The sequence below is a fragment of the Streptomyces boluensis genome, assembly GCF_009908195.1.
GTDB classification, from domain to species: domain Bacteria; phylum Actinomycetota; class Actinomycetes; order Streptomycetales; family Streptomycetaceae; genus Streptomyces; species Streptomyces boluensis.
In genome coordinates this window covers 1-25,673 of sequence record NZ_JAAAHS010000069.1, presented here as the reverse complement: position 1 = coordinate 25,673, position 25,673 = coordinate 1, and the positions used below count along the sequence as shown (strand labels likewise).

General features: G+C 67.7%; 15 protein-coding genes. 9 read left to right on the top strand and 6 right to left on the bottom strand.

Annotated elements, in window-relative coordinates; translation table 11 throughout:
* Window positions 1-49: 49 nt before the first annotated feature.
* Window positions 50-214, top strand: a complete 165-nt coding sequence (locus GUY60_RS12120; RefSeq protein WP_161696806.1) for a hypothetical protein — start codon at window positions 50-52, stop codon at window positions 212-214.
* On the opposite strand, the gene GUY60_RS12115 is transcribed toward GUY60_RS12120, so the two are convergent.
* Window positions 198-1,919: a TIGR04141 family sporadically distributed protein gene (locus GUY60_RS12115; RefSeq protein ID WP_246234793.1), complete on the bottom strand. Its 1,722-nt coding sequence runs from the start codon at window positions 1,917-1,919 to the stop codon at window positions 198-200. The two genes, GUY60_RS12120 and GUY60_RS12115, sit on opposite strands and share 17 nt — an antisense overlap.
* Before the next feature lie 328 nt (window positions 1,920-2,247).
* On the opposite strand from GUY60_RS12115, the gene GUY60_RS12110 reads away from it, so the two are divergent.
* From GUY60_RS12110 to GUY60_RS12090, 5 genes are all read left to right on the top strand, one after another.
* Window positions 2,248-4,008 carry an N-6 DNA methylase gene (locus GUY60_RS12110; protein WP_161696802.1) on the top strand — a complete coding sequence of 587 codons (1,761 nt, stop codon included), beginning with the start codon at window positions 2,248-2,250 and terminating at the stop codon, window positions 4,006-4,008.
* A 23-nt stretch (window positions 4,009-4,031) separates the two neighbouring features.
* Window positions 4,032-5,987 carry a type I restriction-modification system subunit M gene (locus tag GUY60_RS12105; RefSeq protein WP_161696812.1) on the top strand — a complete coding sequence of 652 codons (1,956 nt, stop codon included), beginning with the start codon at window positions 4,032-4,034 and terminating at the stop codon, window positions 5,985-5,987.
* Window positions 5,988-6,040: 53 nt separating this feature from the next.
* Window positions 6,041-7,237: a restriction endonuclease subunit S gene (locus GUY60_RS12100; RefSeq protein ID WP_161696800.1), complete on the top strand. Its 1,197-nt coding sequence runs from the start codon at window positions 6,041-6,043 to the stop codon at window positions 7,235-7,237.
* The gene (locus GUY60_RS12095; RefSeq protein WP_161696798.1) at window positions 7,234-10,380 is read left to right on the top strand and encodes a type I restriction endonuclease subunit R; all 3,147 of its coding nucleotides are present in this window, start codon (window positions 7,234-7,236) and stop codon (window positions 10,378-10,380) included. The genes GUY60_RS12100 and GUY60_RS12095 overlap by 4 nt, the downstream gene beginning before the upstream one ends.
* A 72-nt stretch (window positions 10,381-10,452) precedes the next feature.
* A complete protein-coding gene (locus tag GUY60_RS12090; protein ID WP_312866270.1) occupies window positions 10,453-12,054 on the top strand; it encodes a protein kinase domain-containing protein in 1,602 nt (533 codons plus the stop codon).
* Between the two features lie 508 nt (window positions 12,055-12,562).
* On the opposite strand, the gene GUY60_RS12085 is transcribed toward GUY60_RS12090, so the two are convergent.
* Complete coding sequence (locus GUY60_RS12085) at window positions 12,563-13,450, bottom strand: NAD(P)H-binding protein (protein WP_246234787.1); 888 nt, start codon at window positions 13,448-13,450, stop codon at window positions 12,563-12,565.
* A 63-nt stretch (window positions 13,451-13,513) separates the two neighbouring features.
* On the opposite strand from GUY60_RS12085, the gene GUY60_RS12080 reads away from it, so the two are divergent.
* The 3 genes from GUY60_RS12080 (at window position 13,514) to GUY60_RS12070 (ending at window position 19,400) form a co-directional block, all read left to right on the top strand.
* Window positions 13,514-14,110: a TetR/AcrR family transcriptional regulator gene (locus tag GUY60_RS12080; protein ID WP_161696796.1), complete on the top strand. Its 597-nt coding sequence runs from the start codon at window positions 13,514-13,516 to the stop codon at window positions 14,108-14,110.
* Between the two features lie 227 nt (window positions 14,111-14,337).
* Entirely contained in the window at window positions 14,338-18,867 is a 4,530-nt protein-coding gene (locus GUY60_RS12075) for an RHS repeat-associated core domain-containing protein (RefSeq protein WP_161696794.1), read from the top strand.
* Between the two features lie 29 nt (window positions 18,868-18,896).
* The gene (locus tag GUY60_RS12070; protein ID WP_161696792.1) at window positions 18,897-19,400 is read left to right on the top strand and encodes a hypothetical protein; all 504 of its coding nucleotides are present in this window, start codon (window positions 18,897-18,899) and stop codon (window positions 19,398-19,400) included.
* A gap of 314 nt (window positions 19,401-19,714) precedes the next feature.
* Here the strand turns inward: GUY60_RS12070 and GUY60_RS12065 are convergent, their stop codons facing one another.
* From GUY60_RS12065 to GUY60_RS12050, 4 genes are all read right to left on the bottom strand, one after another.
* Window positions 19,715-21,028 (bottom strand): hypothetical protein, encoded by a 1,314-nt coding sequence (locus GUY60_RS12065; protein WP_161696791.1) that lies wholly within the window; start codon window positions 21,026-21,028, stop codon window positions 19,715-19,717.
* Window positions 21,025-23,028, bottom strand: coding sequence for a hypothetical protein (locus GUY60_RS12060; RefSeq protein ID WP_161696789.1), 2,004 nt, complete (start codon window positions 23,026-23,028; stop codon window positions 21,025-21,027). Before GUY60_RS12060 ends, GUY60_RS12065 begins: the two co-directional genes overlap by 4 nt.
* Window positions 23,025-23,819 carry a toll/interleukin-1 receptor domain-containing protein gene (locus GUY60_RS12055; RefSeq protein WP_161696787.1) on the bottom strand — a complete coding sequence of 265 codons (795 nt, stop codon included), beginning with the start codon at window positions 23,817-23,819 and terminating at the stop codon, window positions 23,025-23,027. The genes GUY60_RS12060 and GUY60_RS12055 overlap by 4 nt, the downstream gene beginning before the upstream one ends.
* Window positions 23,820-24,099: 280 nt before the next feature.
* Complete coding sequence (locus tag GUY60_RS12050) at window positions 24,100-25,344, bottom strand: helix-turn-helix domain-containing protein (protein WP_161696785.1); 1,245 nt, start codon at window positions 25,342-25,344, stop codon at window positions 24,100-24,102.
* Window positions 25,345-25,673 lie beyond the last annotated feature (329 nt).

Here is a 25,673-nt window from a genome sequence, read left to right as displayed (position 1 = left end):
GTGTTGACCCACTGGCCCCAAAGGCCGCAGGGCTGGTGAAGCGGTCGGCGTGGTGGGCGTCGAGGCGCTGCGGGAGTTGCGTGCGATGCGTGGCGGCTGGGAGCTCGGCGAGTTCCGTGAGGGGCCCGTCGTCGTGGCTGCCTCAGCGGGCGGTGCCCTGCTCGGGTGCGGGGAGTCCCTGCGCTCCGACCGCTTCGTCAGGCGGCCTCGCTGAGCCCATCGGTCGCGGGGGCCAGGGCGGCCTCGATGCCGACGACCTCGACCTGGACCCCACGGGCATTGAGCGTCTGTGCGGTCTGGGCCAGCGTGATCAGGGAGAACGGAAAGAGGGTGTCGGGGGTCAGCTTCTCGCCAGCCTTGAGGAGGATCGCGAAGACGGCGCGGCGCGGGGTGAAGTCTTCGGGCAGGGTACGGCGGCCGTCGCTCTGGATGTGCACCTGCCGGGCGAACTGAGCACGCACAGAGGGGTTCTGCTGGAGGAGCTCGACGGCGACGTGAGCCTGGTAGCAGAGGTGGCTCAAAGGGGCTGAGTCGTGGGCCTTCTTCACCAGGACGAGGGTGTTGTCGGGCGTGAGGAGGTCGCAGATCTCGACCGCGTTCGATGCCTTGAGGGGATTGTTGACGTTCTTCTGGTCGAGGCAGACCCAGCCCGGCCGATTCTTGGAGGCCTGCTCGTTGTAGGTGGCCTCCCTGGTTGGCCGGCGGACGGTCTTGCCCTTCTTGTTCACCTCGAGGGAGTACTGCCAGGCGGGCAGGTCCAGCGACGGGTTGGCGGGAAACAGGGGGGCCACGGTCTCACGCAGGGCACGCAGGTATGTGGCGCCGAACTCGAACCAGGCGCCGTCCAGGAAGCAGAACCTGCGCGAGCCGAGGGAGACGTGGGCCTCGATCCACTTCAGGGCACTGGTCGTCGAAAGGTGGTCCACGGCCGATGCGCGCTCGCGGCTGTAGAGGGCCACGGTGCCGTGGCGCAGCGCCTCGATGCGCTGACCGGGCTTGATGATCCGTGCCCGGGTCAGGAAGTAGTCGAGGTCGAAGGTGTCCGTGGAGAAGGGTGCGCAGTCTCCGATCTTGATCGCGTAGGTGGCTGCGTGGGTGTAGTCGTCGATCTGCTCGGCGGGGACGGCGGAGCAGATCGAGTCGACGGTCGGCTGTCCCAGGATCGTGTCGAGCTGCTCGTCGAGCGTCTTGCGCAAAGCCGGGGCGGTGACCGGCTTGATGTGCTCGACGAATGCCAGGTCGGGATGAGGGTCGGTGTTCTCGAGGAGGGCGGCGATGGTGCGAATGTCGGCTATGAGGGTGTCAGGCGTGGTGCCGAGCTTGAGGTGCAACCCGACCCCGCCCTCCACCGTCATCGCACGGCCCGGCCGGCCGGAGGCGGTCAGGTCGATGTTGTCCAGGTAGCCGCCGAGGCTGCGGACGATGCGGGAGTGTGCGCGCAGGCCAAGGGCGGGCACGGAGGTGCCGCCGGGCACGATGGAGATGTCGGTGCGGGCGGCGCCGAGCTGGTTGGCGGTGAAGTCGCGGACATGCTGCGGGTCGATGGTGCGGATCGCGACCGAGAGCCCGAAACTCTGGTCCTTCAGATGCGTGGGGAGCAGCCGAAACCCCTGGTCGTAGCCGACGGCGTACACGGCGGAGTCGACGGCGATCATCAGCAGCGCGCCGGTGCGCCGCTCCCGCTCACGGACATCCTCATCAGTGAGCTGGACGAGCTCGCCGCACCATGAGGCCTCGTCCTTGTCGATGCCGAAGGTCACCCGAAGCGCGGGCACACCCAGGAACTCGCTCGGGTCGTGGACGTCCGCGTGGTAGGCGGTGAGCTGCTCGAGATCGAGGGTATCGAGCATGGCGGCCGGGGTGGGGGCGACGTCGAGGAGCCGATAGAGGCGGCGCCTTGAGGCGGTGGTGCGGGGCAAGGAAGTCTCCCTGGGGTGAGGGGCGCATTCGGCGCGCGAGGTCGGTAACACGTGGTGCCTCTTGTGGAGCATCGGTTCCTGTGAGGGGGCTGGCGCGTCTGGCCGTACTGGGCCGTGGGGTGATTGGGGTGGCGTGGGACTTTGATGGCGTGCGCAAAGGTGCAGCAGGCGAACCAAGAGTTCTTGCTGGCAAGAACCGTAGCGGCGCACGAGACGCGACGCAAGCATGTTGACACTAAGCATCGATGTTCACAGGTTGCCGTTGACGTAATCCTGTCGTGTTCACAGAGGCTTGCCTGGGGGGAGATCTGGCCGATATGGTCACGTCATGAGTCCAGCCGAGCGCGAAGAGATGACGGCCGCCGCGATCGCCAGGCTGGCCGGCGTCGGACGTGCCGCCGTGTCCAACTGGCGTCGTCGATACCCCGCGTTCCCGCAGCCGGTGGGTGGTGACGATCGCCGCCCGACGTTCTCCCGGGCCGAGGTCGAGGCATGGCTGAAGGACACCGGTAAGGGCGACCAGCTATCGACGGCCGGCCGCACTGACACCGGCACTCACCGTGTGGACCAGGAAGCGCCGCACTCTGCTCCGCACTGCGACCGCCTGCCGAAGGAGGAAGAGGAGCAGGGAATCGCGGCCCTGGGTTCCGGACAACTGCTGGCCAGGGCGACGGTGGCGCTGTTGCCACGCACGACAGCCGCGGCGCGACCGATCGAAGCCGGTTCCACGGATGAACCCGCGGTACTCGACCCAGCTTGTTCCAAGGCCACGTTGCTGCTGGCCGTCGCGGATCGATTTGGAGACGCCGTCAAGCTCGTCGGCCAGGAAGTTGAGGAGTCGGACGCCTCTGCCGCCGCCCACAATCTGCGCAGCAACGCCCACGGGGCACCGTACGAGATCCACACCGGCGACTCCTTCCTGGACAATCAGCTCGACGCCTACCTAGGTAAAGCGGCGGCCGTGGTCTGCGAGCCTCCCCTCGACCTGCCCCAGTGGCCGGCCGACGAGCTGGGCACCGATCCGCGCTGGGAATTCGGCGTCCCTGCTCCGCGCGACAGCGAGCTGGCCTGGGTTCAGCACTGCTACGCCCATCTACGACCCCGCGGCCTGGCCGTGATCGCGGTGGCACCACGTACGTGCGTCCAGCCCTCCGGGGAACACATCCGCGCCGAGCTGGTACGTTCCGGCGCTCTACGCGATGTGATCGCGCTGCCGAAGGGCATGGGGTCGGCACCTGACACCGAGTTCTGTCTCTGGGTACTGCAACGCCCCTACGACGCTGCCGCCACGGAGACGGTGCGCATGGTCGACCTCGCAGGACTGGGCGATGCGGCCGACGTACCCCAGGAGTTCGCCGCCTGGCAACGCCTCTTCGCCGATGCACACTCGACGATATTGCGCGCAGTTCCGCGCCGAGAACTCCTCAACGGCGATGCCAACCTACTGCCCTCCCGGCACATCAACTCGCATGCCGAGGCGAGCCCCGAGGACTTCCTCCAGGTCACCGACCGGCTGCAGGCCATGTACACGCGCATCGGCCAAGGCCTGCCGCGGTTCGCCACGCCAGCGAAGTCGGCGAACCCCGTGTACGTGACCTTCGGCGAGTTGGAACGCGCGGGTGCACTGAAAATCCGTTCCCGGGAGACCACCCCGCGCGCAGGCGACCTGCTGCTTCGGACGTTCGGTCGGCCACCGATCGTCGCTTCCGGCGGCGCCGAGGACGACAACGGCGTCGCACAGGTCGTCGAGATCGACGGCACCCGGCTAGACGCACATTTCCTCGCCACGTTTCTGCGCATCGACGCCAACGCGCTGCCGGTATCCAACACCCTCGGCGTACTCAGCCGCGAGGACCTGCGCCGTTGCCGCGTTCCCCGCATGTCCCTCCCTGACCAACGCCGCTACGGAGATGCCTTCCGCCACCTCCAGCAGCTCGAAGACGTACTCACCACGCTCGCAAAAACGAGCACGCACGTCATCGAGCAGACCATCCACGGACTGACCACCGGTGTTCTGGCACCGGAGTTCACCACCTCGCAGCACACTGATGAAGCCGAGCCGGCTGACGACGAGACGAGAGACCTGTGACCTCAGCACCCACGCACACCAAGATGGCGAACGACATCTGGTCGGTCGCCGACTTGCTGCGCGGCGACTACAAGCGCCATGAGTACGGGCAGGTAGTCCTGCCGTTCACGTTGCTGCGTCGCCTCGACGCGGTGATGGCGCCGACCCGCGACGCGGTGCGAGCCCGCAACGCGTCGCTGGAGGTCCAGAACAAGGACCGGCTGCTGGAGCTCGCGGCCAAGCTTTCCTTCTACAACACCTCCGACCAGGACTTCGCTTCGATCGCCTCGGACGCCCCGAACGTCGCGAAGAACCTGCGCGACTACATCAACGGCTTCTCCCCGAACGTCCGGAAGATCCTGTCCCGCTTCGACCTGGACAACCAGATCACCAGACTCGCGGGCGCGAAGATCCTCTACAAGGTCGTCGGCAAGTTCAACACGATGCGAGACCTCGACAAGCTCTCCAACCACGACATGGGCTACGTCTTCGAGCACTTGATCCGCAAGTTCGCTGAAGACTCCAACGAGACCGCCGGTGAGCACTTCACCCCGCGCGAAGTCATCAAGCTGATGGTCAACCTGCTCATCGCTCCAGACGCCGAGACCATCGCCGGCGAGGGCCAGGTCATCAACATCCTCGACCCAGCCTGCGGCACCGGTGGCATGCTTACCGCGGCCGAGGACCACATCAAGTCGATCAACCCGAAGGCCAAGGTCTACCTCTTCGGGCAGGAACTCAATGCAGAGTCCTGGGCCATCTGCCAGGCGGACATGCTCATGCGCAACCAGCCCGGCCGCATCTACTTCGGGAACTCCTTCAGCGACGACGGCTACCCGGACCAGAAGTTCGACTACATGCTGGCCAACCCGCCGTTCGGCGTGGAGTGGAAGAAGGTCAAGGACGAGGTCGAGGCCGAGACCGAGATCAGCCACGCCGGGCGCTTCGGCGCGGGCACACCGCGCATCAACGACGGCTCGTTCCTCTTCCTCCAGCACCTGCTCTCGAAGATGGAACCCATCGAGGGCAAGGGGACCCGCCTGGGCATTGTCTTCAATGGTTCGCCGCTCTTCACGGGAGCGGCCGAGTCCGGCGAGTCGAAGATCCGGCAGTGGATCCTGGAGAACGACTGGCTGGAAGGCGTCGTCGCTCTCCCGGATCAGCTCTTCTACAACACCGGCATCTCCACCTACTTCTGGATTCTCTCCAACCGCAAACCCGAGAAGCTGCGTGGCAAGGTGGCCCTGCTAGACGCCCGCGACCAGTGGGAGAAGATGCGCAAGTCCTTCGGCGACAAGCGCAAGCAGATCAACGACGAGCAGATCAAGCACATCACCGAGCTGTACGTCGACGCCCTCAAGGGCGCCGTGGGCGCGGATCACCCGGGCCACGCCAAGGTCAAGATCTTCAAGACCCGCGACTTCGGCTACCACCGCATCACCGTCGAACGCCCCCTGAAGCTGCGCTTCGAGATCACCGAGGACACCCTCGCCGCATTGGAGAACGCGAAGGCCTTGGCCAAGTGGGACGGCCGCGAGGCGATGATCGAAGCGCTGCGCGGGTTGACTGGCTCGGCGTGGTGGACGAAGCAGGAGGCGCGGGATGCCCTTCACACAGCCGTCGCGGCAGACGGCGCACAGTGGCCTGGAACGGCAGCACTCCTCAAGGGCGTGTGGGGCGCGGTCTCTGTGTCCGACCCCGAAGGCGAGGTCCAGAAGACCAAGAAGGCCGGCATCGAAACGATCCTCCCGGACCCGGACTTGCGCGACTACGAGAACATCCCGCTCGATGAAGACATTGAGACCTACTTCGCCCGCGAAGTCGCCCCACATGTCCCGGACGCCTGGATCGACCACGACAAGACGAAGATCGGCTACGAGATCCCCTTCACTCGGCACTTCTACGTGTACACACCGCCACGGCCGCTGGCCGAGATCGACGCGGAGCTGCGCGAGCTTGAGGAACAGATCCAGAAGCTCCTGGGCGAGGTGACGGGATGAGTAACGCCTGGAAGAAGCGTCCACTTTGGTCTCTGACTACAGTGCGACGCGAGGTGATCGATCCTTCTATCCTTGGCGACCACGTCGTGCACTACAGCATTCCCGCAATCGATCAGCACGGAACTGGCCAGATCGAGGAAACGGAATCTATTCAGTCTGCAAAGTTTCACCTCCGTGGCAGTGAGGTGCTAATCAGTAAGCTAAATCCACGCAAGAGCAGGGTTGTCCATGTAGCGAGACATGACTTTCCCGTGGTTTCGTCTACCGAATTTGTTGCCCTGCAAGTAAATCCAGGGATCGACTCCAAGTTCCTTGCCTACATGCTCCAAGCGGAGTCCACTCGCCAAACTCTCGACGCCCAGGTCCAATCGGTAACACGTAGCCACCAGCGGGTATCGCCAGAAGATGTTACTCACCTCAACCTGGAGCTCCCCCCGCTGGACGAGCAGCGCCGCATCGCCGACTTCCTCGATGCCGAGACGGCCCGGATCGACCAATTGGTTGGGCTTAGAAGTTCCCAACTGGAGTCAACCGGAGCCCGAATGCTGAACACGCTCTCTCGGGCTGCCGGTGACCTCGGGGGTAAGCATGGAACAGTGAAGGTTCGCCACGTTCTCCAGAAGATCGAGCAAGGATGGTCACCTCAGTGTGAGGATCGCCTCACAGAGGAAGGCGAGTGGGGAGTTGTTAAGGCGGGTTGCGTCAACGGTGGAACATTTGACGAGAACCAACACAAGGCGCTGCCGACGTCGATTTCCCCCGAGCTTCGATATCGGCTTCGAGTTGGGGACCTCCTCATGTCTCGAGCGAGTGGGTCGGTCGAATTGATCGGCAGTATCGGAGTTCTCCCTGAAGGGCTGCCTTCGAACTTGTTGCTATGCGATAAAATCTATCGCCTGCGCATGGACCGCATGCGAATGAACCCGAACTTTGTTGCACTCATGCTCAGAACTCATCGTGTTCGCGAGGAAATCAAGCTCGGCATCTCAGGTGCCGACGGCATGGCAAACAACCTACCCACCGCGACAGTCACCAACTTGCCTCTGCCAGACGTACCGCTGGTAAAGCAGGGTCGCATCGTGGATGAACTCCACTCACAGCAACGTGCCACGCAAGCGGCACAGCAATTGCTGAAGAGTCAACTCTCAGTGCTCGCCGAGCGCCGCCAGGCCCTCATCACCGCCGCTGTCACCGGCCAGTTCGACGTCACCACCGCCCGCCGCTCGGCTACCTCCGGAGGCACCGCATGAGTAGCCGCGGAGCCCACTCCGAAGACGCCTTCGAGGTCAACGTCGAGGCCGAGCTGCTCGCACGCGGCTGGTCCCTCGCCCAAGGCACGTTCAAAGTCGAGCTCGGTATCGACACTGGCGAGATGTACCGCTTCATCGGCGCGACACAGGCGAAGGCATGGGAGCGGCTGGTCGGCTTTTACGGCGGCAGGAACACCGCCCAACGGCAGTTCGCGGAGCGCGTCGCCGCCGAAATCGACGCACGCGGTGTCTTGGACGTCCTGCGCCAGGGCGTACGCGACCGAGGCGTACAGATCGACCTCGTGTACTTCCGCCCCGGCCACACCCTGGCCGTGGACGCGCTCGCCGAGTACAACGCGAACGTGCTGACCGTCTCCCGCCAGTTGCACCACAGCACCCGTCACCCCCGCCGAACCCTCGACATTGCGCTCTTCGTCAACGGTCTGCCGGTCGCCACCGTCGAGTTGAAGAACCCGAACACCCGCCAGAACGCCGACCACGCGGTCGCGCAGTACCGTCGTGACCGCGACCCGAACGACGTGTTCTTCGCCAAGCGGGCCCTGGTTCACTTCGCGGTCGACCCCGACCGCGCCTTCATCACCACACGGTTGCGCGGTGCTGATACGCAGTTCCTGCCGTTCAACCTCGGCTCCAACGGCCCCGGCGTGTCCGGCGGGGCCGGAAACCCGGCCGCCACCCCCGGCTCGTACAGCGTCGCCTACCTGTGGGAGCAGATCTGGCAGCGCGACAACTGGCTGGAGATCCTGCACCGTTTTATCCATATCAAGGCTCCGGACAAGAAGGGTGCGAAGGAGAACCCGCACACCTCGCCCCGCATCTTCCCGCGCTACCACCAGTGGGACGCGGTGCAGAAGATGGTCACCCACGCCCGGGAACACGGGGCCGGGCACAATTACCTGATCCAGCACTCGGCCGGCTCCGGCAAGTCGAACACGATCGCCTGGCTGGCGCACCGCCTTTCCACCCTCTTCGACGCCGCCAACCAGCCGGTCTTCAACAAGATCATCGTGATCACCGACCGGGTGGTCCTCGACCGGCAACTCCAGAAGACCATCTTCCAGTTCGACCACATCCCCGGTGTCGTCAAGAAGATCGACGAGGACTCGACCCAACTCGCCAGCGCCCTGGACGACTCCACGTCGAAGATAGTCATCAGCACTCTGCAGATGTACCCGTTCGTGCTGAAGAAGATCGCCGACATGGGCTTGTCCGGCAAGCGCTACGCGGTCATCATCGACGAGGCGCACTCCTCGCAGGGCAGTGAATCGGCGATCAAGATCAAGCAGGCGCTCGGTTCGAATGTTCCGGCTCGCGAGGAGAACGAGGACCCCGTGGAGTACATGACACGGGTACGTGGCAAGCAGCCAAACCTGTCCTACTTCGCCTTCACCGCCACCCCGAAGTCGCCCACCCTCAAGCTGTTCGGCATCTTCGACCCGGACCGGGTGAACCAGCGCACCGGAGAGCAGGGCATGTACGTGCCCTTCCACATCTACTCGATGCGACAAGCGATCGACGAGGGCTACATCCTCGACGTGCTCGCCAACTACATCACGTACGACACCAAGTGGCGGCTGCGTAACGCCGCCGTCGACCAGGCCGAGTCGGCCATCTCCAACCCCGAAGTCGACGAGAAGAAGGCCAAAGCTAAACTCGTCCGTTACGCCGAGCAGCACCCCAAGTCCCTGGAGCAGAAGGCGCGGCTGATCGTCGACGACTTCCGGGGGAACATCACCGGGCGGCTCGGTGGCCGGGCCAAGGCCATGGTCGTCACCAGCAGCCGTCAGCACGCGCTGGATCTCTACCAGGCCATCCGCGCGTACGTCACCCTGCGCGGTTACAAGGACTGCGGCGCTCTCGTCGCGTTCTCCGGGCAGCTCAAGGACGACGCTGGCCTGGAGTTCACCGAGGCCCAGCTCAACGGCTTCCCCGAGGGCCAACTGCCGGACAGATTCGGCTACACCAAGGCCGACGATCCGCAGGCGGTCGCGCGCGCCCAGGAGGAGTACCGGATTCTGGTTGTCGCAGAGAAGTACCAGACCGGCTTCGACCAGCCGCTGCTGTGCGCGATGTACGTCGACAAGCCGCTGACCGGCGTCGCGGCCGTGCAGACGCTGTCGCGGCTCAACCGGATCCACCCGCTCAAGTCGCAGGACGACGTGCACATCCTCGACTTCGTCAACGAGGCCGCCGACATCCAGGCCGCCTTCGAGGACTGGTTCGAGACGACCATCACCGAGCCGAGCGACCCGAACCTCCTCTACACCAAGCAGCACGAGGTGATGGGATACGGCCTCCTGGCCGCATCGGAGATGGAAGCCTTCATCCGCGTCCTGTCCGCAGCCGGTCCCGGCCGGATGCCGGACGCCGCCGAGCGCAAGCTCCACGCCGAACTCCACGAGTACCTCAAGCCGGCCCTCGACCGCTTCGATGCCCTGGAAACAGACGACGAACGCGAAGGCTTCCGGGGCGCGCTGCAGGACTACGTACGCGCCTACAGCCTCATCGCCCAGATCGTCGACTGGGGCGACCGGGATCTGGAACGCCTCTACCAGTACGGCAGGATCCTGCTCATCCGTCTGCCGGGACGCCCTTCCGCCTCGGTCGACATAGGGGACGCCGATCTGAGCCACTTCCGCCTGGAGTTCACGGGACGGCACAACGTGTCGCTCTCCACCGTCGGCGACCGCGATGTCCGGGGCCACGCCGCCGACGGCGGAGGCTACCGGGAGCCGGAGGTGAAGCCGCTCTCCGAGGTCATCGAGGAACTCAACGAGCGCTTCGGGCTCGACCTGAGCACCTCCGACCAGATCCTCGTCTACCAGCAGGTCGTCGGCCTGGTCGAGGACACCGCGATGCAACAGGTCGCGCTCATGAACGACGAGGCCCGCTTCGGGCAGGTCGCCGACGACCGGCTCGACGACATCGTCGCGGAGAACGCCGAGCGCAACACCGACTTCATGAAGCTGTACTTCGACAACAACGAGTTCCAAAAGGCGATCAAGGAAGCGGCCCGCAAGCGCGCCTACCGCATCATCACCGAACCGGCGCGGGACGAAGCCCTGGCAAAGCTGCGCAGTGAAATGCGCCGGGAAACCGGAGGCCAGGCGATCGAGCAGTAATCGCTGTAACCGACAGACGGTGGGGCGGGCGGAGCCGTAGGCTCCGAAATCTCTGGGCAGGAGTGGTGGGGCGTGACGGACAGTACGGAACAGTCGGCCGAGAGACCGCTGCTCGCAGGACGCTACCGGGTGGACGGTTCGATCGGTCGCGGCGGCATGAGCGAGGTCTTCCACGGTTACGACGAGCGTCTGGACCGACGCGTCGCGATCAAGGTGCTTCGCCCCTCGTCGACGGCCGCGATCCCGGCCGCACCGGACAGTCCGGAGGCGGTGGAGATCCTCGACGGTCTGGAGCGCGACCGCAAGCGGTTCCTGCGCGAGATCCGTACCTCCGCGCAGCTGGAGCATCAGGGGATTCCGGCGGTCTACGACACGGGCGTCGAAACCGCACCCGACGGCAGTACGCGGCTGTGGCTTGTCATGCAGCTGCTGCGCGGCTCGACGCTGGAGGCGGTGCTCGACCGTACGGATTACGGCGAAGCGGCGCCGAGCGTGGCATGGGCGGCGGCGATCGCGGCGCAGATCGCGGCGGTGCTGGCCGACGTGCACCGGGTCGACATCGTCCACCGCGACATCAAGCCGTCCAACGTGATCATTGTCAACGGCGGCCTGGTGAAAGTCCTCGACTTCGGCATCGCCATCCTGCGCGGTGCGGGCGCGCTGCCGAGGCTGACCCAGATCGACAAGACGGTCGGGACCCCGCCCTATATGTCTCCGGAGCAGTGCCTTGGCAAGGCGGTGACCTTCGCCTCGGACGTCTACTCGCTCGGCTGTCTGCTCTGCGAGCTGCTGACTGGCGACGTGCCTTTCCACGGGACCGACAGCATGCCGCTGCGGGCCCATCACCTGCAGACGCCCGCCCCGTCGGTCCAGGGCAGACGAGCAGACATCCCGGCCGCTCTTGACACACTGCTGGCGTTGATGCTCGCGAAGGACCCACAGGAGAGGCCCGCCGCCGAGGAGGTCTACGAGGCCCTTCTCCCCATGGCATCGGCTCCGAACGATACAACGACGGGCGGCGACGAGAGCCGAGACCCGACGCGCCCCTTCCGCCGCCCCCTCCTGGCCCCGGCCAAGCAGCGGGAGCAGCCCACCAATCGAGGAAAGCTCACCGACGTCGAGTCCGAAGAGCTGCAGGCCAACGTTCGGGTGCTGCTGGAAAACGATCACCCCTCTGAGGCCATCCGGCTCCTCGAGGACGGTGTCGCCCGCGCCGCTCACGACCCCTTCCTGGACCTGCGCCTGCGCCACTTCCTCGCTGCCGCACATTTCTACGCCGGCGGGTACACCCGTGCCGCGGCGCTCTTCGAAGTCGTCGGCCGCGACTACCGCAAGCATCTGCCTGCGACCGACTCGTACGTCCTCGACTGTTCGTACCACGCCGGACATGCTTACGCGGAGATCGGAAACCCAGGCAAAGCCCTGCCCCAACTCCGCTTCTACGTACGGAACGCTGATGTCTCGGCGAGCAACGACACCGCGGACCAAATCCGCGAGTCGCGCTATCTCATCGCTCAGATGCTCGCTGCCTCTGGACATCATGATGAAGCGCGGGTGGAGCTCGAAGTGGTTCGCCGCCTCCTGGTCGTCTCCGTCGGAGCTAACTCAACCCAGGTGCGCAACCTCGACAAGCAGATTGATCGGCTGACGGGCTACCAGAAGGGCGAAATCTGAGCAGCCGCCCGAGTCCGGGGCAGAGTAGACCCGCCGGCTGTCTGGCCATCCCTGGCTTTGGGCGGAGGGCCCGGAGGCGCACCTGGCCAAGGGCATCGACCGGCTTGAGCCGACCCCAGCTTGATCGATTCGGCCTTCGGTTCGGCGCCCATGCCCCTCCTCGCGCACAGCCTCACCGCCCTGCGGGCCGCGGAAAGCGAGACGAGCGAGGTCGTGGTCAGTGTGATGCACATGGGCTCGGCCTGTGGGCCGTGACCGGTCCGATGGCCGCATGCGATCACGGTGGTCCCTGCCAGGACGGTTGCTGGATCTTCGCTGGATCCGGTGCCCGGATACGGCGTTTCTGCAGCTGGCTGACGAGTCGTCGATGTTCCGGTTCAATGCGTAGCGGGTGGCGTTTCGCCACGTCGTTGATCTGGCCAGGAGGGGCCCAGCCTTTCGAGGTTGGGCCCCTGGCCGTTTCTGCGCTGGGGTGCTCGCCCCGTGCTTCCCGTCCCGGTCGACGAGGTCACGCACCGTTCGTGAACGCGGTGGCGTGGTCGGTGGCCCACTGGTGGAACGTTCGCGGTGCCGTCCCGAGGATGTCGGCCACCGTCGTGGTGACGTACGCGGGCTGTCCGGCCGCCGCGTTCCACGCGGCGAGCAGCATGTCGACGGCCGGGTTGGGCACCGTGCCCTCCGACAGGCTTCGGAACTCGTCCGGCGTCATCTCCTCGAAGGTGATCCGGCGTCCCAGGGCGTCACCGATGGCGCCCACCTGCGCGGCCTGTGTCAGCGACTCGGGGCCCGTGAGGACGTACTCGCCTCCTGCGTATCCGTCCCTGTGGAGCGTCCGCGCCGCGACAGCCGCGACGTCGCGGTCGTCGACGGGAGCCGCCTCGGCAGCGCCGTACGGCCACCGGACCGCCTCGCCGGCCCGGATCGCGGGCGCCCACCAGGCCAGCGCGTTCGACGCGAACATCCCCGGCCGGATGATCGTCGACTCGAGTCCGGTGGCCGCGATGAGCCGCTCGATGCCGGCGTGCAACACCGCCATGGGGTTGGGTTGTTGGAAGAAGGGGTGCGGCGTCCGGTGCGGGGAGGAGAGGAAGACGACCCGCCGCACGTGGGCCGCCAGCCGCTCGACGACTGCCTCGGCGGTCTGGGGCGGGGCGGTCCAGACGAGGAAGACGGCACCGGCGCCGTTCAGGGCCGGGTCGAGCGACTCGGGCACGGTGAGGTCGCCTGTGAAGACCTCGACCTTCGCCGGCAGCGTCGCCGCCGCCTCCGGGCGACGGGTGAGGGCGCGGACCGCCACGCCCGCGTCGAGGAGTTGGTCGATGACGACCCGGCCGACCCGGCCCGTCGCCCCGGTGACGAGTACGGGAGGAATGTCCTTCTTGTTCATGGTGTTCATGCCGCCCATGAAAACGTTACTCGGTTAAAAAGGCAACTCGGTTACTAATGTTACGCTGGTCAAATGAGTGAGCCGACGGGGCTGCGGGCCCGCAAGAAGGAGCGGACGCGCGACGCCATCGGTGACGCGGCCGTCGCGCTGTTCCTGGAGCGTGGCTTCGACCGCGTCTCGGTCAACGACATCGCCGCGGCGGCCGAGATCTCCAAGCCGACCCTCTTCCGGTACTTCCCCACCAAGGAAGACCTGGTGCTGCACCGGTTCGCGGACCACCAGGGCGAGGCGGCACGCGTCGTACGTGACCGGGAGCCCGGTGCCGAGCCGGTGGTGGCGCTGCACCGGCACTTCCGGGCCGGCCTCGATCGGTACGACCCCGTCACCGGCCTCAACGACCACCCCGAGGTGGTGGCGTTCCATCAGCTGGTGTTCACCACGCCGAGCCTGGCTGGACGGCTCACGCGGTACCAGCTCGAGGGTGAGGGTGCGCTGGCGGACGCCCTCGGCGAAGGCATTCAGGCGCGCCTGCGAGCCGCCCAGGTGCTCGCGGTCCAACGGGTGCTCGCCCGGACCAACTGGCAGAAGATCGCCGACGGTCGAACCGCCCGCGACGTCCACCCGGAGGCCGTGGCTGACGCCGACCTCGCGTTCAGTCAACTGCGGTGACGCGCGACGCCGCCGGTTCAGGAAGGCTCCGCGGCCCCGGCGCACCGCTGAGCTGAAGCGCGCCGGCCCGCTGCGTCTGCGCACGGATCGCCGCCAAGACTGTTGGCGGCGGCGCGAGTTGGAGGGCCGCCGGTCGCTCGTGATCTTGATCGGCTACGGTGCTGATTCGCGTACCTGACGAGCCACGGGGGCCAGTCGCAGCGGCGCGGCACGGGGGATGTGTACGTATGGGCTATGTGCTGCCCGGCTGGCTGGACGAGATACTCGACTTCATCGGGATCAACTTCCCGAACGTGGACGAGGATGACTACCGCGAGATGGCAGAGGCCATGCGCGAGTTCGCGGACGCCTTCGACGGCCACGCGGGCGAGGCGCAAGCGGCGGTGGGCCGACTGCTCTCCTCCAGTGAGGGCTGGTCCGTCGATGCCCTGCAGGAGCACTGGGGCAAGGTCAAGTCCTCTCATCTGGACCAACTCCCCGAAGTTTCACGGCAGTTCGCGGACGCCATGGATGTGGTCGCGGATGTCATCTACGGCATGAAGATCAAGGCCGAGATCGAGCTTGGCGTGCTGGCCGCCTCCGTCGGTGTCTCGATGGGCCTGGCCGTCGTCACCGGCGGCCTGTCCGCCCTCATCGGCGCGGCGGAGGTCGCCGCGATGCGGGAGGTGGTCCGGCGCCTGGTGAAGGAGGCGGCCGAGCAGATCGTCGACCAGGTGATCGCCATGGTCACCGAGCCGGTCGCCGCGAAGCTGGAGGACATGGTCTCGGACGCCATCCTGGACCTGGCCGACGACGCCATCCACCCGAGTGGTGGCGGCGACGGCGGCGGCGCGGCCGGCACGCAGCTCAACTCCGCCCACGGCCCCTCCGGAGGCGGGTCCGGCGGTGGCGGCGGCAGGATGCGCATCGACCACGCCGAGTACGAGAAGGGCGCAGGCGACCTGGGGCGCCTCGGCGAACGCTCTCTGCAGGCCCTCAACGGACCTCTCGACCGCGCCCACAACGCCCAGGGCCGGGCCCGCGGCAAGGACGCTCTGACCGCTCCCATCGACGGCATCGTCGACGGCGCCACCAAAGCCCTCAAGAAGACCGTCAAGGCCGTCATCAAGCACAACGGCGAGACCGTCCCGAAGAACATGCGCAAGACGTCCGAGCAGCACAAGCGCAACGAGAAGGCCAACCAGGACGCACTCGACAAGATCCTCAAGGGCCGGGACGGGAAGGACGACCCCCGCCCGCCCGCCAGGAACGACCCGCCGGCCGACGGACGGAACTCGGAGGGCAGGCCCGCCAAGGCCGACCGGCCGGCCGACCCCGCGCTCTCCCGCGAGGGGCGGGAAGCGGAGAACGGCTGCTACGGCGGCGACCCGATCGACATGGAGAGCGGGGAGGTCTTCCTGGCTCAGAGTGATCTGACGCTGCCGGCCGTGCTGCCGCTCGAGATCGGCCGTACGCACCGCTCCAACTACCGCCACGGCCGATTCTTCGGCCCGTCCTGGGCCTCGGTCCTCGATGAGCGGCTCGAGACGGTCTCCGGCCGTGAGGGCGGACTGTGGTGGCGCCGCAGCGACGGCTCGTCACTGCGCTACGACCACGTCCCCGATCTGGTCGGTGAGCAGGTCCAGCCCAGCGAGGGCCGCCGCCTGCCCCTCACCTGCCTGCAGGGCAGGGGCAGTTGGGACCTGGCGGTCCACGACGCCCGCACGGGCCTCACCCGCCGCTTCCTGCCGGCAGGTGATGGCGCATCGGCCGGTGTGTGGTGGCTGATGGAGGTCGAGGACCGCAACGGCAACACACTGATCCTCGAGCGTGCGGACGACGGCACACCCCTCTCGCTGTCCCACAGCAGTGGTGGCTACCACGTCGCCGTGCACACCGCCGACGGCCTGGTCACCGCTCTGGGCGTAGGTTCAGCCGAGTCCGGAACGCCCGTCGTCTCCTACCGCCACGACGCGGACCGGAACCTCTCGGAAGTCATCAACTCCTCCGGTCTGCCGACCAGGTTCGGCTATGACGGCGATCACCGCATGACGTCATGGACCGACAGCAACGACTCCACGTTCCGTTACGTCTATGACGCTACGGGGCGGGTGGAACGCACCGTAGGTCCCGACGGCTACCTCTCCTCGCAGCTGACGTTCGACGTCGAGCGCCGCGTCACGCGATACACCGACTCCACCGGCGCGGTCACCACGTACCACTTCAACGAACTCGGCCAGGCGGTCGCGGAGACCGATCCCCTGGGCCATGTCTCCCGCACGGAGTGGGACCGTTACGACCGTGTTCTGTCCCGCACGGACCCGCTCGGCCGGACCACCGCGTTCGAGTACGACGAGCACGGCAACACCGCGGCGGTCACCTACCCGGACGGCTCCCGGTCCAGTGCCACGTACAACCGTCACCATCTCCCCGTCGCTGTCACCAGTGCGGAGGGTCCGGTCCGGCATTACGAGTACGACGGGTTCGGCAATCGCATAGCGATGACCGACCCGGCGGGCCTGACCACCCGCTTCACGTACAACGATCGCGGGCACCTGACCTCGGTCACCAACGCCCTGGGCGAGACGACGACAGTCCGCTGCGACAGCGCCGGCCTGCCCACGGAGGTCACCGATCCGAACGGAGCGGCGACGAGCTGCCGCCGGGATGCCTTCGGCCGCCCGGCCGCGGTGACCGACCCGCTCGGTGCGACGACCCGCCTCGAGTGGACGGTCGAGGGCAAGCTGTCCCGCCGCACGGCCCCGGACGGGGCCGTGGAGTCGTGGACGTACGACGGCGAAGGCAACCGCACGTCTCACACGGATGCTCTGGGCACGGTCTCGCGCTTCGAATACACCCACTTCGACCTGCTGAAGGCTCGTACGGGCCCGGACGGTGTCCGCTACGAATTCGAGCACGACACGGAACTCCGGCTCCGCAAGGTCATCAACCCGCAGGCACTGACGTGGAGTTACGAGTACGACTCCGCCGGACGCCTGATATCCGAGACCGACTTCGACGACCGCGTGCAGGAGTATCACCTCGACGCGGCGGGCCGGCTGGCCTCGCGCACGACGCCGTCCGGTGACGTGATCACCTTCGAGCGGGATGTCCTCGACCGCCCGGTGACCAAGGACGTGGCCGGCTCGATCACGACGTACGCGTACGACGCGACCGGCGGCCTGGCGCGAGCGACCAGCCCGGACGCCGAGCTGACGCTGGAGCGGGACGAGGCCGGCCGCCTCGTCTCGGAGACGGTCGACTCCCGCACGCTCACGTACACCTACGACGGCCTCGGCCGCCGCGTGGGCCGGGTGACGCCGACGGGCGCGGCCAGCTCCTGGACGTACGACACCGCGGGCAACCGCGTCGAACTCACCACCTCCGGCCGCACGATCACCTTCGCGCACGACGGAGCGGGCCGGGAGACATCACGCCGGATCGGCTCCACTCTGACCTTCACCAACACCTTCGACCCCCTCGGCCGCCTGACCGAACAGGAACTCTCCGGCCCGTCCGAGCAACGCATTCAGCGCCGCGCCTACAGCTACCGCGCCGACGGCAACCTGGCCGGTCTCGACGACCACTTGAACGGTGCGCGTCGCTTCGACCTGGACGCGGCGGGACGCGTCACCGCCGTGCAGGCCTCAGGCTGGGCGGAGTCGTACGCGTACGACGAAGCGGGCAATCAGGCGTCGGCGTCCTGGCCTTCGGCCATGCCCGGACAGGAGGCAGTGGGGGAGCGGACGTACTCCGGGACACGGATCTCCTCCGCGGGCGGCGTCCGCTACGAGCACGATGCGGCGGGCCGCGTGACACTCCGCCAGAAGCCCCGGATCTCCCGCAAGCCGGACACCTGGCGTTATGTCTGGGACGCGGAGGACCGGCTGCAGTCGGTGCTCACCCCGGACGGGGTGACGTGGCGGTATCTGTACGACCCGCTGGGGCGGCGCATCGCCAAGCAGCGCCTGGCCGCGGACGATTCCGGAGCGGTCGTGGAGCAGACCGACTTCACCTGGGACGGGACGACGCTGTGCGAGCAGACCACGTGGGCGCCGGGTACGTCATCGAGCGGGCTGACCCTCACCTGGGACCACGACGGGCTGCACCCCCTGGCCCAGACGGAACGTATGACGGCGGCCTCCGCCTCCCAGGGAGACATCGACTCCCGCTTCTACGCGATCGTCACCGACCTCGTGGGCACCCCGACCGAACTCGTCGACGAACAGGGTGACATCGCCTGGCGGACACGCAGCACTCTGTGGGGGGCCACGGGCTGGAACCGTTCAGCGACTGCCTATACACCGCTGCGGTTCCCCGGCCAATATCATGATCCCGAAACCGGCCTCCACTACAATTTCCATCGCTACTACAACCCTCATACCGCCCGCTACCTTTCTCCTGATCCGCTCGGCTTGCGACCGGCCGACAATCCCATCGCTTATGTCCACAACCCGCACTCCTGGGCCGACCCTCTTGGCCTGGCGCCCGAATCCGATGGCTGCCCCAAGGGCAAGAGCAAGGGCCGCGCCCAGCACCTGCAGCGCAACGAGGACGCCGAAGGTGATCACACGGTCTTCGAACGCGATGAGAACGGTCGCGTCACCCGATACCAGACCTGGATTCGCGAGCCACGGGCGCCGGAGGGCTGGAGGCCCGGACCGCGCTTCAGGGGAACCGGAAATCCGCACGGCGGCATGGAACCTCCCCTGTATTACCCCAAGACGACAGGCAAGGCTTTCCCTGCCGAAGGGGAGAACCTCCCCGCCGGGTACTGACCCTCCGCACGGCCCGCAAGGAGACAGCCATGGAGCCGATCGACATCATTCGCACGCTACGCAGGGAGGAGGACGGCGATTCACCGCAAGAACTGCTCGCCGAACTGGGGAATGTCCCTGACGCCGTCGCGTACGCATCGCTTTTCTGGCCGGATGTCATTTCACTGCATGGAAGCGTAATTCTCGACATTCACGGTTACGGAGCCGCCGAGGTCGAGTCGAGGCTGGAAAGGACCATGGAACGCCATGGGCCCGGTCGCTCAGTGAGCGAATGGCGGGACTGGGTATACAGCTTCAACTACTTTGAGGCGGCCTATATCTTCCGCGAGTTCGTTGATTTCGGCGAGCGTGAGCATGAGGCGTACCTCGCGTTCGCGCATATCCTGGTCCCCCCGTGGCAAGCTCGCCTGGACTCGATGACTTCCATCGCGACGCGCCCTCGGGTGTATGTGACGGAACAGATCGAGGGCGTAGGAATCTGCGTCGCGGTCTCCCAGCAGATCAATCCGGAGAACTGCCCGCCGGGCTGGTGACCGGGCAGGCGGGCGCGCCTGCTCTCCCTGGGCTTCGGGTGTCAGCTGGTGTGGCAGCAGGGTGATGTCCGAGAGCAGACGTTCGGGGGCGTTGCCCTTCGCGTAGATGAGATGCCCCCTCGGGAAGGTGCAGCGCCGTGCAGTGCGCCAGCATCTGGGAAAGGTCCGCGTCCGGGAAGCCGCTTCGCGCTCCACCGCGTGAGCGAGTGCGGGCATCAGCTCTGCCCGCGGTCCGCTCATCGGGACAGGAACGGACTCCCCTTCGCCGCGGTGTGCGGTGAAGGGGAGTCCTGGAGGAGCGACTGCCTACCGGATCAGCTCCCGTCCTCGGCGGCCTCCCGTGAGCGAGGTGCGGCCGCCGGGGTCTCCCAGAAGGACGGAGGAGCCTTGTCGCCTTCGCTCGATTCCTGTCGGCCTTGGTTCCGTTCTCCTGTGCCGCTCTCCGCGAATCCCGGGGCGGACGTGCCCGCTTCGGCATCCGGGCCCGCGGCCGGGGCGCTGAACGGCGAGTCCTCGGGGGCCGGGGAGCCGGGCGGCCAGGGCCCGGTGGTGTTCTCCTCGTCCGAAGGGTCACCCTCGTCGGGCGTCGGAAGAAGGCTCCGGCGGACCTCCTCGGCGGCCTCGTGCAGCCCGGTCATTTCCAGGCTCCGCACCACACGGTGCACGAGCACCGTGTGCTCGTCCATGTCCGGCTTCAGGCCCAGCGCCGCCAGCAACAGAAGCAGTCGGTCCGCGACCCCTACTTCCTCCTCGCGGTCGAACATCCCTCCTCGTTGGCCGTCCCCGCCCCACAGCGGGCCTCCGAGGGGGGCCTCGCTCCCCACGCCCGCCGGCGGGACGAGCAGGTGGCGGAACAGTTCGGGCACCTCCTCGTCGTTCGCCGCCGCCGTGATCTGGGCGAGCGGACCGATCATGTCGACCGCTTTCTCGATCTCGTTCTCGTGGCGGGCGAGCCACCACACCACCGCGCTGCCCGCGCTCTTGAGTACGTCGTCACCGAGGTAACTCCGCTTGTTCCGCTCGTGCTGACGCTCGTACTCCCAGATCTCCTCGTCCTTGCGGAGGTCGTTCAACTTCCGCAGGCGCTCGCGATCGGTGGGGGCGAGGGCCAGCGTCACACCGGCCGCGTGGGCCTTCACCCGTCCGCTCCGGTCCGGGAGCGGGACGCCCAGTTCCCCCTCCAGGAGATATTGCGCGAAGCTCGCCCGGCCGGGTTCCTCGTTGCGGACGACCTCCCGGGCTCGGCTGACGACCGAGGACACGGCGAGGGCCGAGGAGGCGCCGTCGGATCGGCCGGCATGGTCGGGAGCAGGCCGCCACCAGACGGTGGCGGAGAAGAGGAAGTCGTAGCCGTCCGTCGCGCTCGGCAGCGCCGCGTCGACGACCCGGGTCTCCTGGTACGGCGGCTCCGCCGGCGCCGCCGGCGGCTCGGGTGCTCCGGGCTCGTACGGGTCGGCCGGCGCGCGGCCGGATGTGAGGACCGTCATCACGAGCAGGAGGGAGCCCGAGGTCGTGACCATGGACATGAAGGCCCACAGCCACACCGACCATTGCAGGAGGCTGCCGAGCACAGCCGGTGCGAGGCCGCACAGAGCGACGAACAGCAGGCTGGGATAGCGGTGTTTCATCGTGCCTCTTCCGTGGTCCGTGGTCCGGCGCCAGCACGCTCCGCATCCTCCGTGCGGGCGTAACTCTCCGTGCGGGCGTACTGCGCGTGGTCGATGCGCTGCCAGAAGAGGGCGGCGGTAGCCGCCCGGGCGGGGTGGCGCGCGATCCCCGCCCAGTCGCAGGCGATGGCGTAGAGGCGGTGGAGTTCGGCCGCGCGGCCGCGCGTCGCACCGACCATCAGGCCCAGCCCCGTCTCCCGCGTGCGGTCGCCCGCCGCGGCGTCCAGCCAGCTGCTCACCAGTGGGGGCCAGAGCTCCGTCGGCGGCTGGGAGAAGACCGTCTCCCAGCCCAGGAACAGGTCCAGCCACGGCGGCGGGTCGGGTGCCCGGTCGTTCCTCAACAGCTCGGTGAGCAGCCGGAGATGGAGCTCCGCTTCGCCAGGCTCCCGACGCGCCCGCTCCCGTAGGCGGTCGATCAGCAACCGGTAGAGCCTGCGGTCACGACCGGCGAGGTCGAGCAGCGCCTCCCGTGCCTCGCGCGCAGCCGTTCCCTTCCGTACGGCGAGGTAGTGCAGCCGCACGATCGCCTGGTCCGGGTGTGTGGCGCCGAGGCTCTGGCGACAGACGGTGGTCAGGACGCGGGCAAGGCCGCCCGACAAGGGGCCGGACCTGGCGCACTCGTACATCCGTTTGCGGAACCGTCCCCCGAACCTCTCGTGGCTGAGACCGAGTTCGAGGGCGGCCACGGCTCGCGGGTCGCAGGACAGCCCGGTCGTGCTGTCCGCCCAGCGCACCACGAGGTCGAAGAGGTGGTCGGGCTGTCCGACGGCCAGCGACCGTTCGCCGAAGCGGATGACGACGTTCACCCGGTCGTCGGTGGTCAGGCCGTCCAGCCCGGTGCCTTCCCCGATCCAGTCCCTGAGGTCGTCGCGCACTCCGGGGAAGTTCGCCCAGAAGTACGTCCGTACGGCGTCGGCGTACGCCAGGTGCTTGAAGCGGAGCCGTCCGTCCGGGGCGCGCTCGATCCCGAGTGCCGCCAACCGCTCCCCGAAATCCGCCTGCGCGAGCTCGGTCGTCTCCTCTTCCTCGTGCTTCACCGCTCTCATCAGGTCGTGCCAGGCCTCGTAGACGGTGTCGGCGCGGGCTTCCTCGAACACCGCCGTCGCGAGCAGCAGGGCCCGCTCGGGTGTGGTGCGGACCGTGGTCACCTGCCGGCGTACGTCATCGGCACGGTCGGTCACAGCCTGCGTCGCCTGGCTGAGCCATCCCGCGAAGTCGGCGCCGAACCGGCCACTGTCGCGAGCGGCCCTCACCAGCCTCGCGAGCCGCGCCAGTTCGCGCATGGGGGCGCGGTCGCACAGGCGCTGGAGGTCGGCGTTCCCCAGGTCCGCGGAGCCGAAGGTCATCCGGTCCATGCGGAGGTACCGGGTGACGACGGTGATGCCCCGGGGGCGTCCCAGCATCACCGTGTGCGGTTCGAGGTCCGGAGCGTGGGCGTGCTCCATGCCCGACGCCAGGACGACGGCCATGTGGGCCCCCGCCTCCTGGACCTGCGACCGGCGCACGGCCAGGCGGCGCTGGGCCTCGGCGTACACCTCCTCGTCGGTGATCCCGGAGAGGTCGAGGAGGAAGCGGTCGCCCTCACCGGGGGCGAACGGGTTCTCGTCCTTGCCCGTGGCGGGCAGCTCCTCGAACCGGGTTACTTCCTCGTCGACGCCCCCGTCCTCACCGAACCTGTGCAGCAGCATGATCGCTGCGGCGCGGCGGCCGCTGCCGGGCGGGGCCTCAAGCAGCACCACCGATCCGGGCTTCGCCAAGCGGTCGGCGGCAACGCGGTAACCGAGCGGTGCGACGAACCGGTCGGCCAGGTGCACCCGGTCCTCGCGGGTGATCCGGAGGGACTCGACCCCTTTGCGGATCATCCAGTCCGCTCCGGCGCCGTAGAAGACGTACTGGTGCCCCACGCCGTTGTTCACCGGCCCGCGCGGATCGTTGACGGTGACGTGGTCCTGCTCCGTCATCGTCCGTCGTCCGAGTTCCGGCGCTCCCGCTCGAAGCGCTGGTGGACGGTGCCGCTGTTGTCGCCCGCCGTGAACTGGACTCCGGTGTTGTCGCCCTCGAAGTGGGGCGCGTTGTACTGGTTTCCGTGACCGGTGTTCACGGGCCCCTGCGGTTCGTTGACGAAGGTGCCGGACAGGTCTCCGTTGAGGTTTCCGATGCCGCCGCGCACGCGCTGCTCGACATCGCGCGTCCGCATCCTGGTGCGCTCGGCCTCCTGGGCCGACTTCTTGCGGGACTTCTTCTCCGCCCGCTCCCGCGCGGCACGGGCATCGTGGTCCACCTTGTCCAGCTCGGGCAGCAGTCGGGCGAGTGCGTCGCCGAGCGCTGTCATGTCCGACTCGGCGTTGCGGTGGTCGAACCGCCTGTACTGGCAGTCCGCCAGCTCCCGCAGATCCTCGGGGAGGGCTGCGCGGTCGATCCGCGTGGCCTTCCCGACGAGCACGGGGATCACCAGGATCCCGCGCTCGAGCGCGATCTGGATCTCGCGTCGGGTCCAGTCCTGCTCGGCTTCGAGGGCGGGGCGGCCGTCGGCGCCTCGCACCTCCGCCCAGCGAGGGCCGATCACGGCGAGGAGCGCTTCGCACCCCTCCACCGCCCTGATCAGTTCCACCGGGAAGCGGTGTCCGGCCTCGATCGAGTTACTGGCGAAGAAGATCCGCTCGCCGCCGAACCGCCGGGCGAGCTCCCGAGCGATCATGGTCGCTGCGGATTCCTCGTCACCTGTGCGGTAGTTGACGAAGACGTTGGGCATGGAGTTTCCCTTCGTGGAACGAGGACGGGGGTGAACGGGGTAGGGCGCGGGGCCATGAGGTTCCGACCGCGTGACGGCATGACGCATCAGCGGGAGGGCGTATGGATGGAGGTGCGCTGCTCAGCACGGAACGGGCCGCGGGCAGCACCATGAAGCCGGGGATCCGGTGCGACGTACTGGGCGGGGATCAGTGAGTCCCGCCGGGGATCGTGGGACCCGGAGGGCAAGGAGGAACAAGGAGGGCCGGAGGGGCCGGGCAGTCCGGCGGCTCGAGCTGGTGTCAGTCGTGTGTGGGGGCGAGTACCCGTGCCAGCGCCGGTTGCAGATCGCGTACGGCCTGGCTGCTCCGGAACCGGGAGAGTTCCCGCGCGAGACGCCGGACGTCGCTGTTCACCGTCGCCGAGGGCACTGCCGGCATCACCCCCAGGAGCTCCCCGGCGATCGTGCACGCGTGCTCGACCTCTCCGGAGGCGGCGTGCGCCAAGGACCTGCGGAAGCCGTACCGGGCGCGGGTGCGCAGCGCGTGCGGCGGGAGGCGGCGGCACTCCCGGTCGAGCACTTCGGCGGCGGCCTTGGGGCGACCGAGGTCGTGCAGACACCAGCCGGTCGTCATGGCCGCGGGATCGCTCACGTGGCTGGTGCCGATCACGGGCTCGGCGCCGCTACGGGCGTCGTCGCTGCCGAGCAGCTCGCGCGCCCTGTCGAGGCTGCGGAGGCAGGCGCGTTCGTCGCCGACGAGGGCGTGTCCCTGTGCCTCCCGCTGGGCCGCGAGTCCCCTGATGCGCGGCGGGAGTTCGCCGCTCTGTGCCCGGCGGGCCAAGGTGACAGTGCCCGCAGCGTCCCCGCCGTAGAGCGTGACCAGGGCGCGTCGCACGAGTGCGTAGGAACCGAGGTGCGGATCGCCCCCGGCGCGTGCCAGTTCGGCGGCCTCACCGGTCCAGTCGAGTGCCGCGCCGCTGTCCCCTGCTTCCTGGGCCATCCAGCCGGTGAACTCCGCGAAACGTGATGCGAGCAGGAGCGCGGAGGCGCGTGAGGCGTACGGGGTGTCGGCGGCCAGCCCGGCGACCGTGCGCGTCTGCGACTCAAGGAGGGGAAGCAGGACCTTCGGCGCGGTGGACTGGCCGAGCATGCGGAGGTGGTCGAACTGCGCGCGGAAGGAGGGCAGGAGGGGACCGGTGGTGGCGGACGCCTGACCGCCGATTTTCAGGCCGAGGTCGATGAGCGCCCCCGTACCCGCGGAGAGGACCGCCCGGCGCCCGACAAGCCAGACACTGGGGGCGGCGGGGTTTTCGGTGGTGTCCGAGTCGGTTCCGGGGCGGACGACCAGGCGCTGCAGCTCGCCGTTCGCACCGAGGAAGGCATCGCACCGTTGGGCCAGTTCGGGGGACGCGGAACGCTCCCCGCGCTCGACCTTGCTGAGGTGCCCTTTGTCGTAGTTGAGCGCCGCGGCGAACGTAGTCAGAGACAGCCGCGCTTCCTGTCGTAAACGGCGAAGTTCCGGGCCGAACCTTGGAGTTGTGCTCATCATCAACCTCCCCCTTGAACAGCGACCGTGAGAGCCGTGCGCCCTTACGGAGGCTTTCGTCCGACGTTCACTGGCCGACGCGAAGACCGACGGCGGACACTCTTCGTGATCGAGCCGTTTCGCTTCGCATCCGAGATCGAGTCTGGCACGAGGTGCGTCCCGGGAATCGGGGTTCGACGGGGTTGCCCGTTGCCTCTTCTGTTCCCCGCTGTTCTTCGTCCGGTTCCTGCCCGGCCCATGTGAACGCAATTGGGGCAAATTGATCGAGGGGGTGCTGTCGGGGTCGATCGAGGCAGGCTCGCCCGCCGCCCGACCCGGCGCGCCTACCC

What these genes read in the sequence shown, in the direction of transcription:
- GUY60_RS12095 (WP_161696798.1), top strand. Translation starts at nt 7,234, where the DNA reads ATGAGTAGCCGCGGAGCCCACTCCGAAGACGCCTTCGAGGTCAACGTC.
- GUY60_RS12050 (WP_161696785.1), bottom strand. Translation starts at nt 25,344, where the DNA reads ATGAGCACAACTCCAAGGTTCGGCCCGGAACTTCGCCGTTTACGACAG.
- GUY60_RS12080 (WP_161696796.1), top strand. Translation starts at nt 13,514, where the DNA reads ATGAGTGAGCCGACGGGGCTGCGGGCCCGCAAGAAGGAGCGGACGCGC.
- GUY60_RS12085 (WP_246234787.1), bottom strand. Translation starts at nt 13,450, where the DNA reads ATGAACACCATGAACAAGAAGGACATTCCTCCCGTACTCGTCACCGGG.
- GUY60_RS12055 (WP_161696787.1), bottom strand. Translation starts at nt 23,819, where the DNA reads ATGCCCAACGTCTTCGTCAACTACCGCACAGGTGACGAGGAATCCGCA.
- GUY60_RS12110 (WP_161696802.1), top strand. Translation starts at nt 2,248, where the DNA reads ATGAGTCCAGCCGAGCGCGAAGAGATGACGGCCGCCGCGATCGCCAGG.
- GUY60_RS12075 (WP_161696794.1), top strand. Translation starts at nt 14,338, where the DNA reads ATGGGCTATGTGCTGCCCGGCTGGCTGGACGAGATACTCGACTTCATC.
- GUY60_RS12105 (WP_161696812.1), top strand. Translation starts at nt 4,032, where the DNA reads ATGGCGAACGACATCTGGTCGGTCGCCGACTTGCTGCGCGGCGACTAC.
- GUY60_RS12060 (WP_161696789.1), bottom strand. Translation starts at nt 23,028, where the DNA reads ATGACGGAGCAGGACCACGTCACCGTCAACGATCCGCGCGGGCCGGTG.
- GUY60_RS12070 (WP_161696792.1), top strand. Translation starts at nt 18,897, where the DNA reads ATGGAGCCGATCGACATCATTCGCACGCTACGCAGGGAGGAGGACGGC.
- GUY60_RS12065 (WP_161696791.1), bottom strand. Translation starts at nt 21,028, where the DNA reads ATGAAACACCGCTATCCCAGCCTGCTGTTCGTCGCTCTGTGCGGCCTC.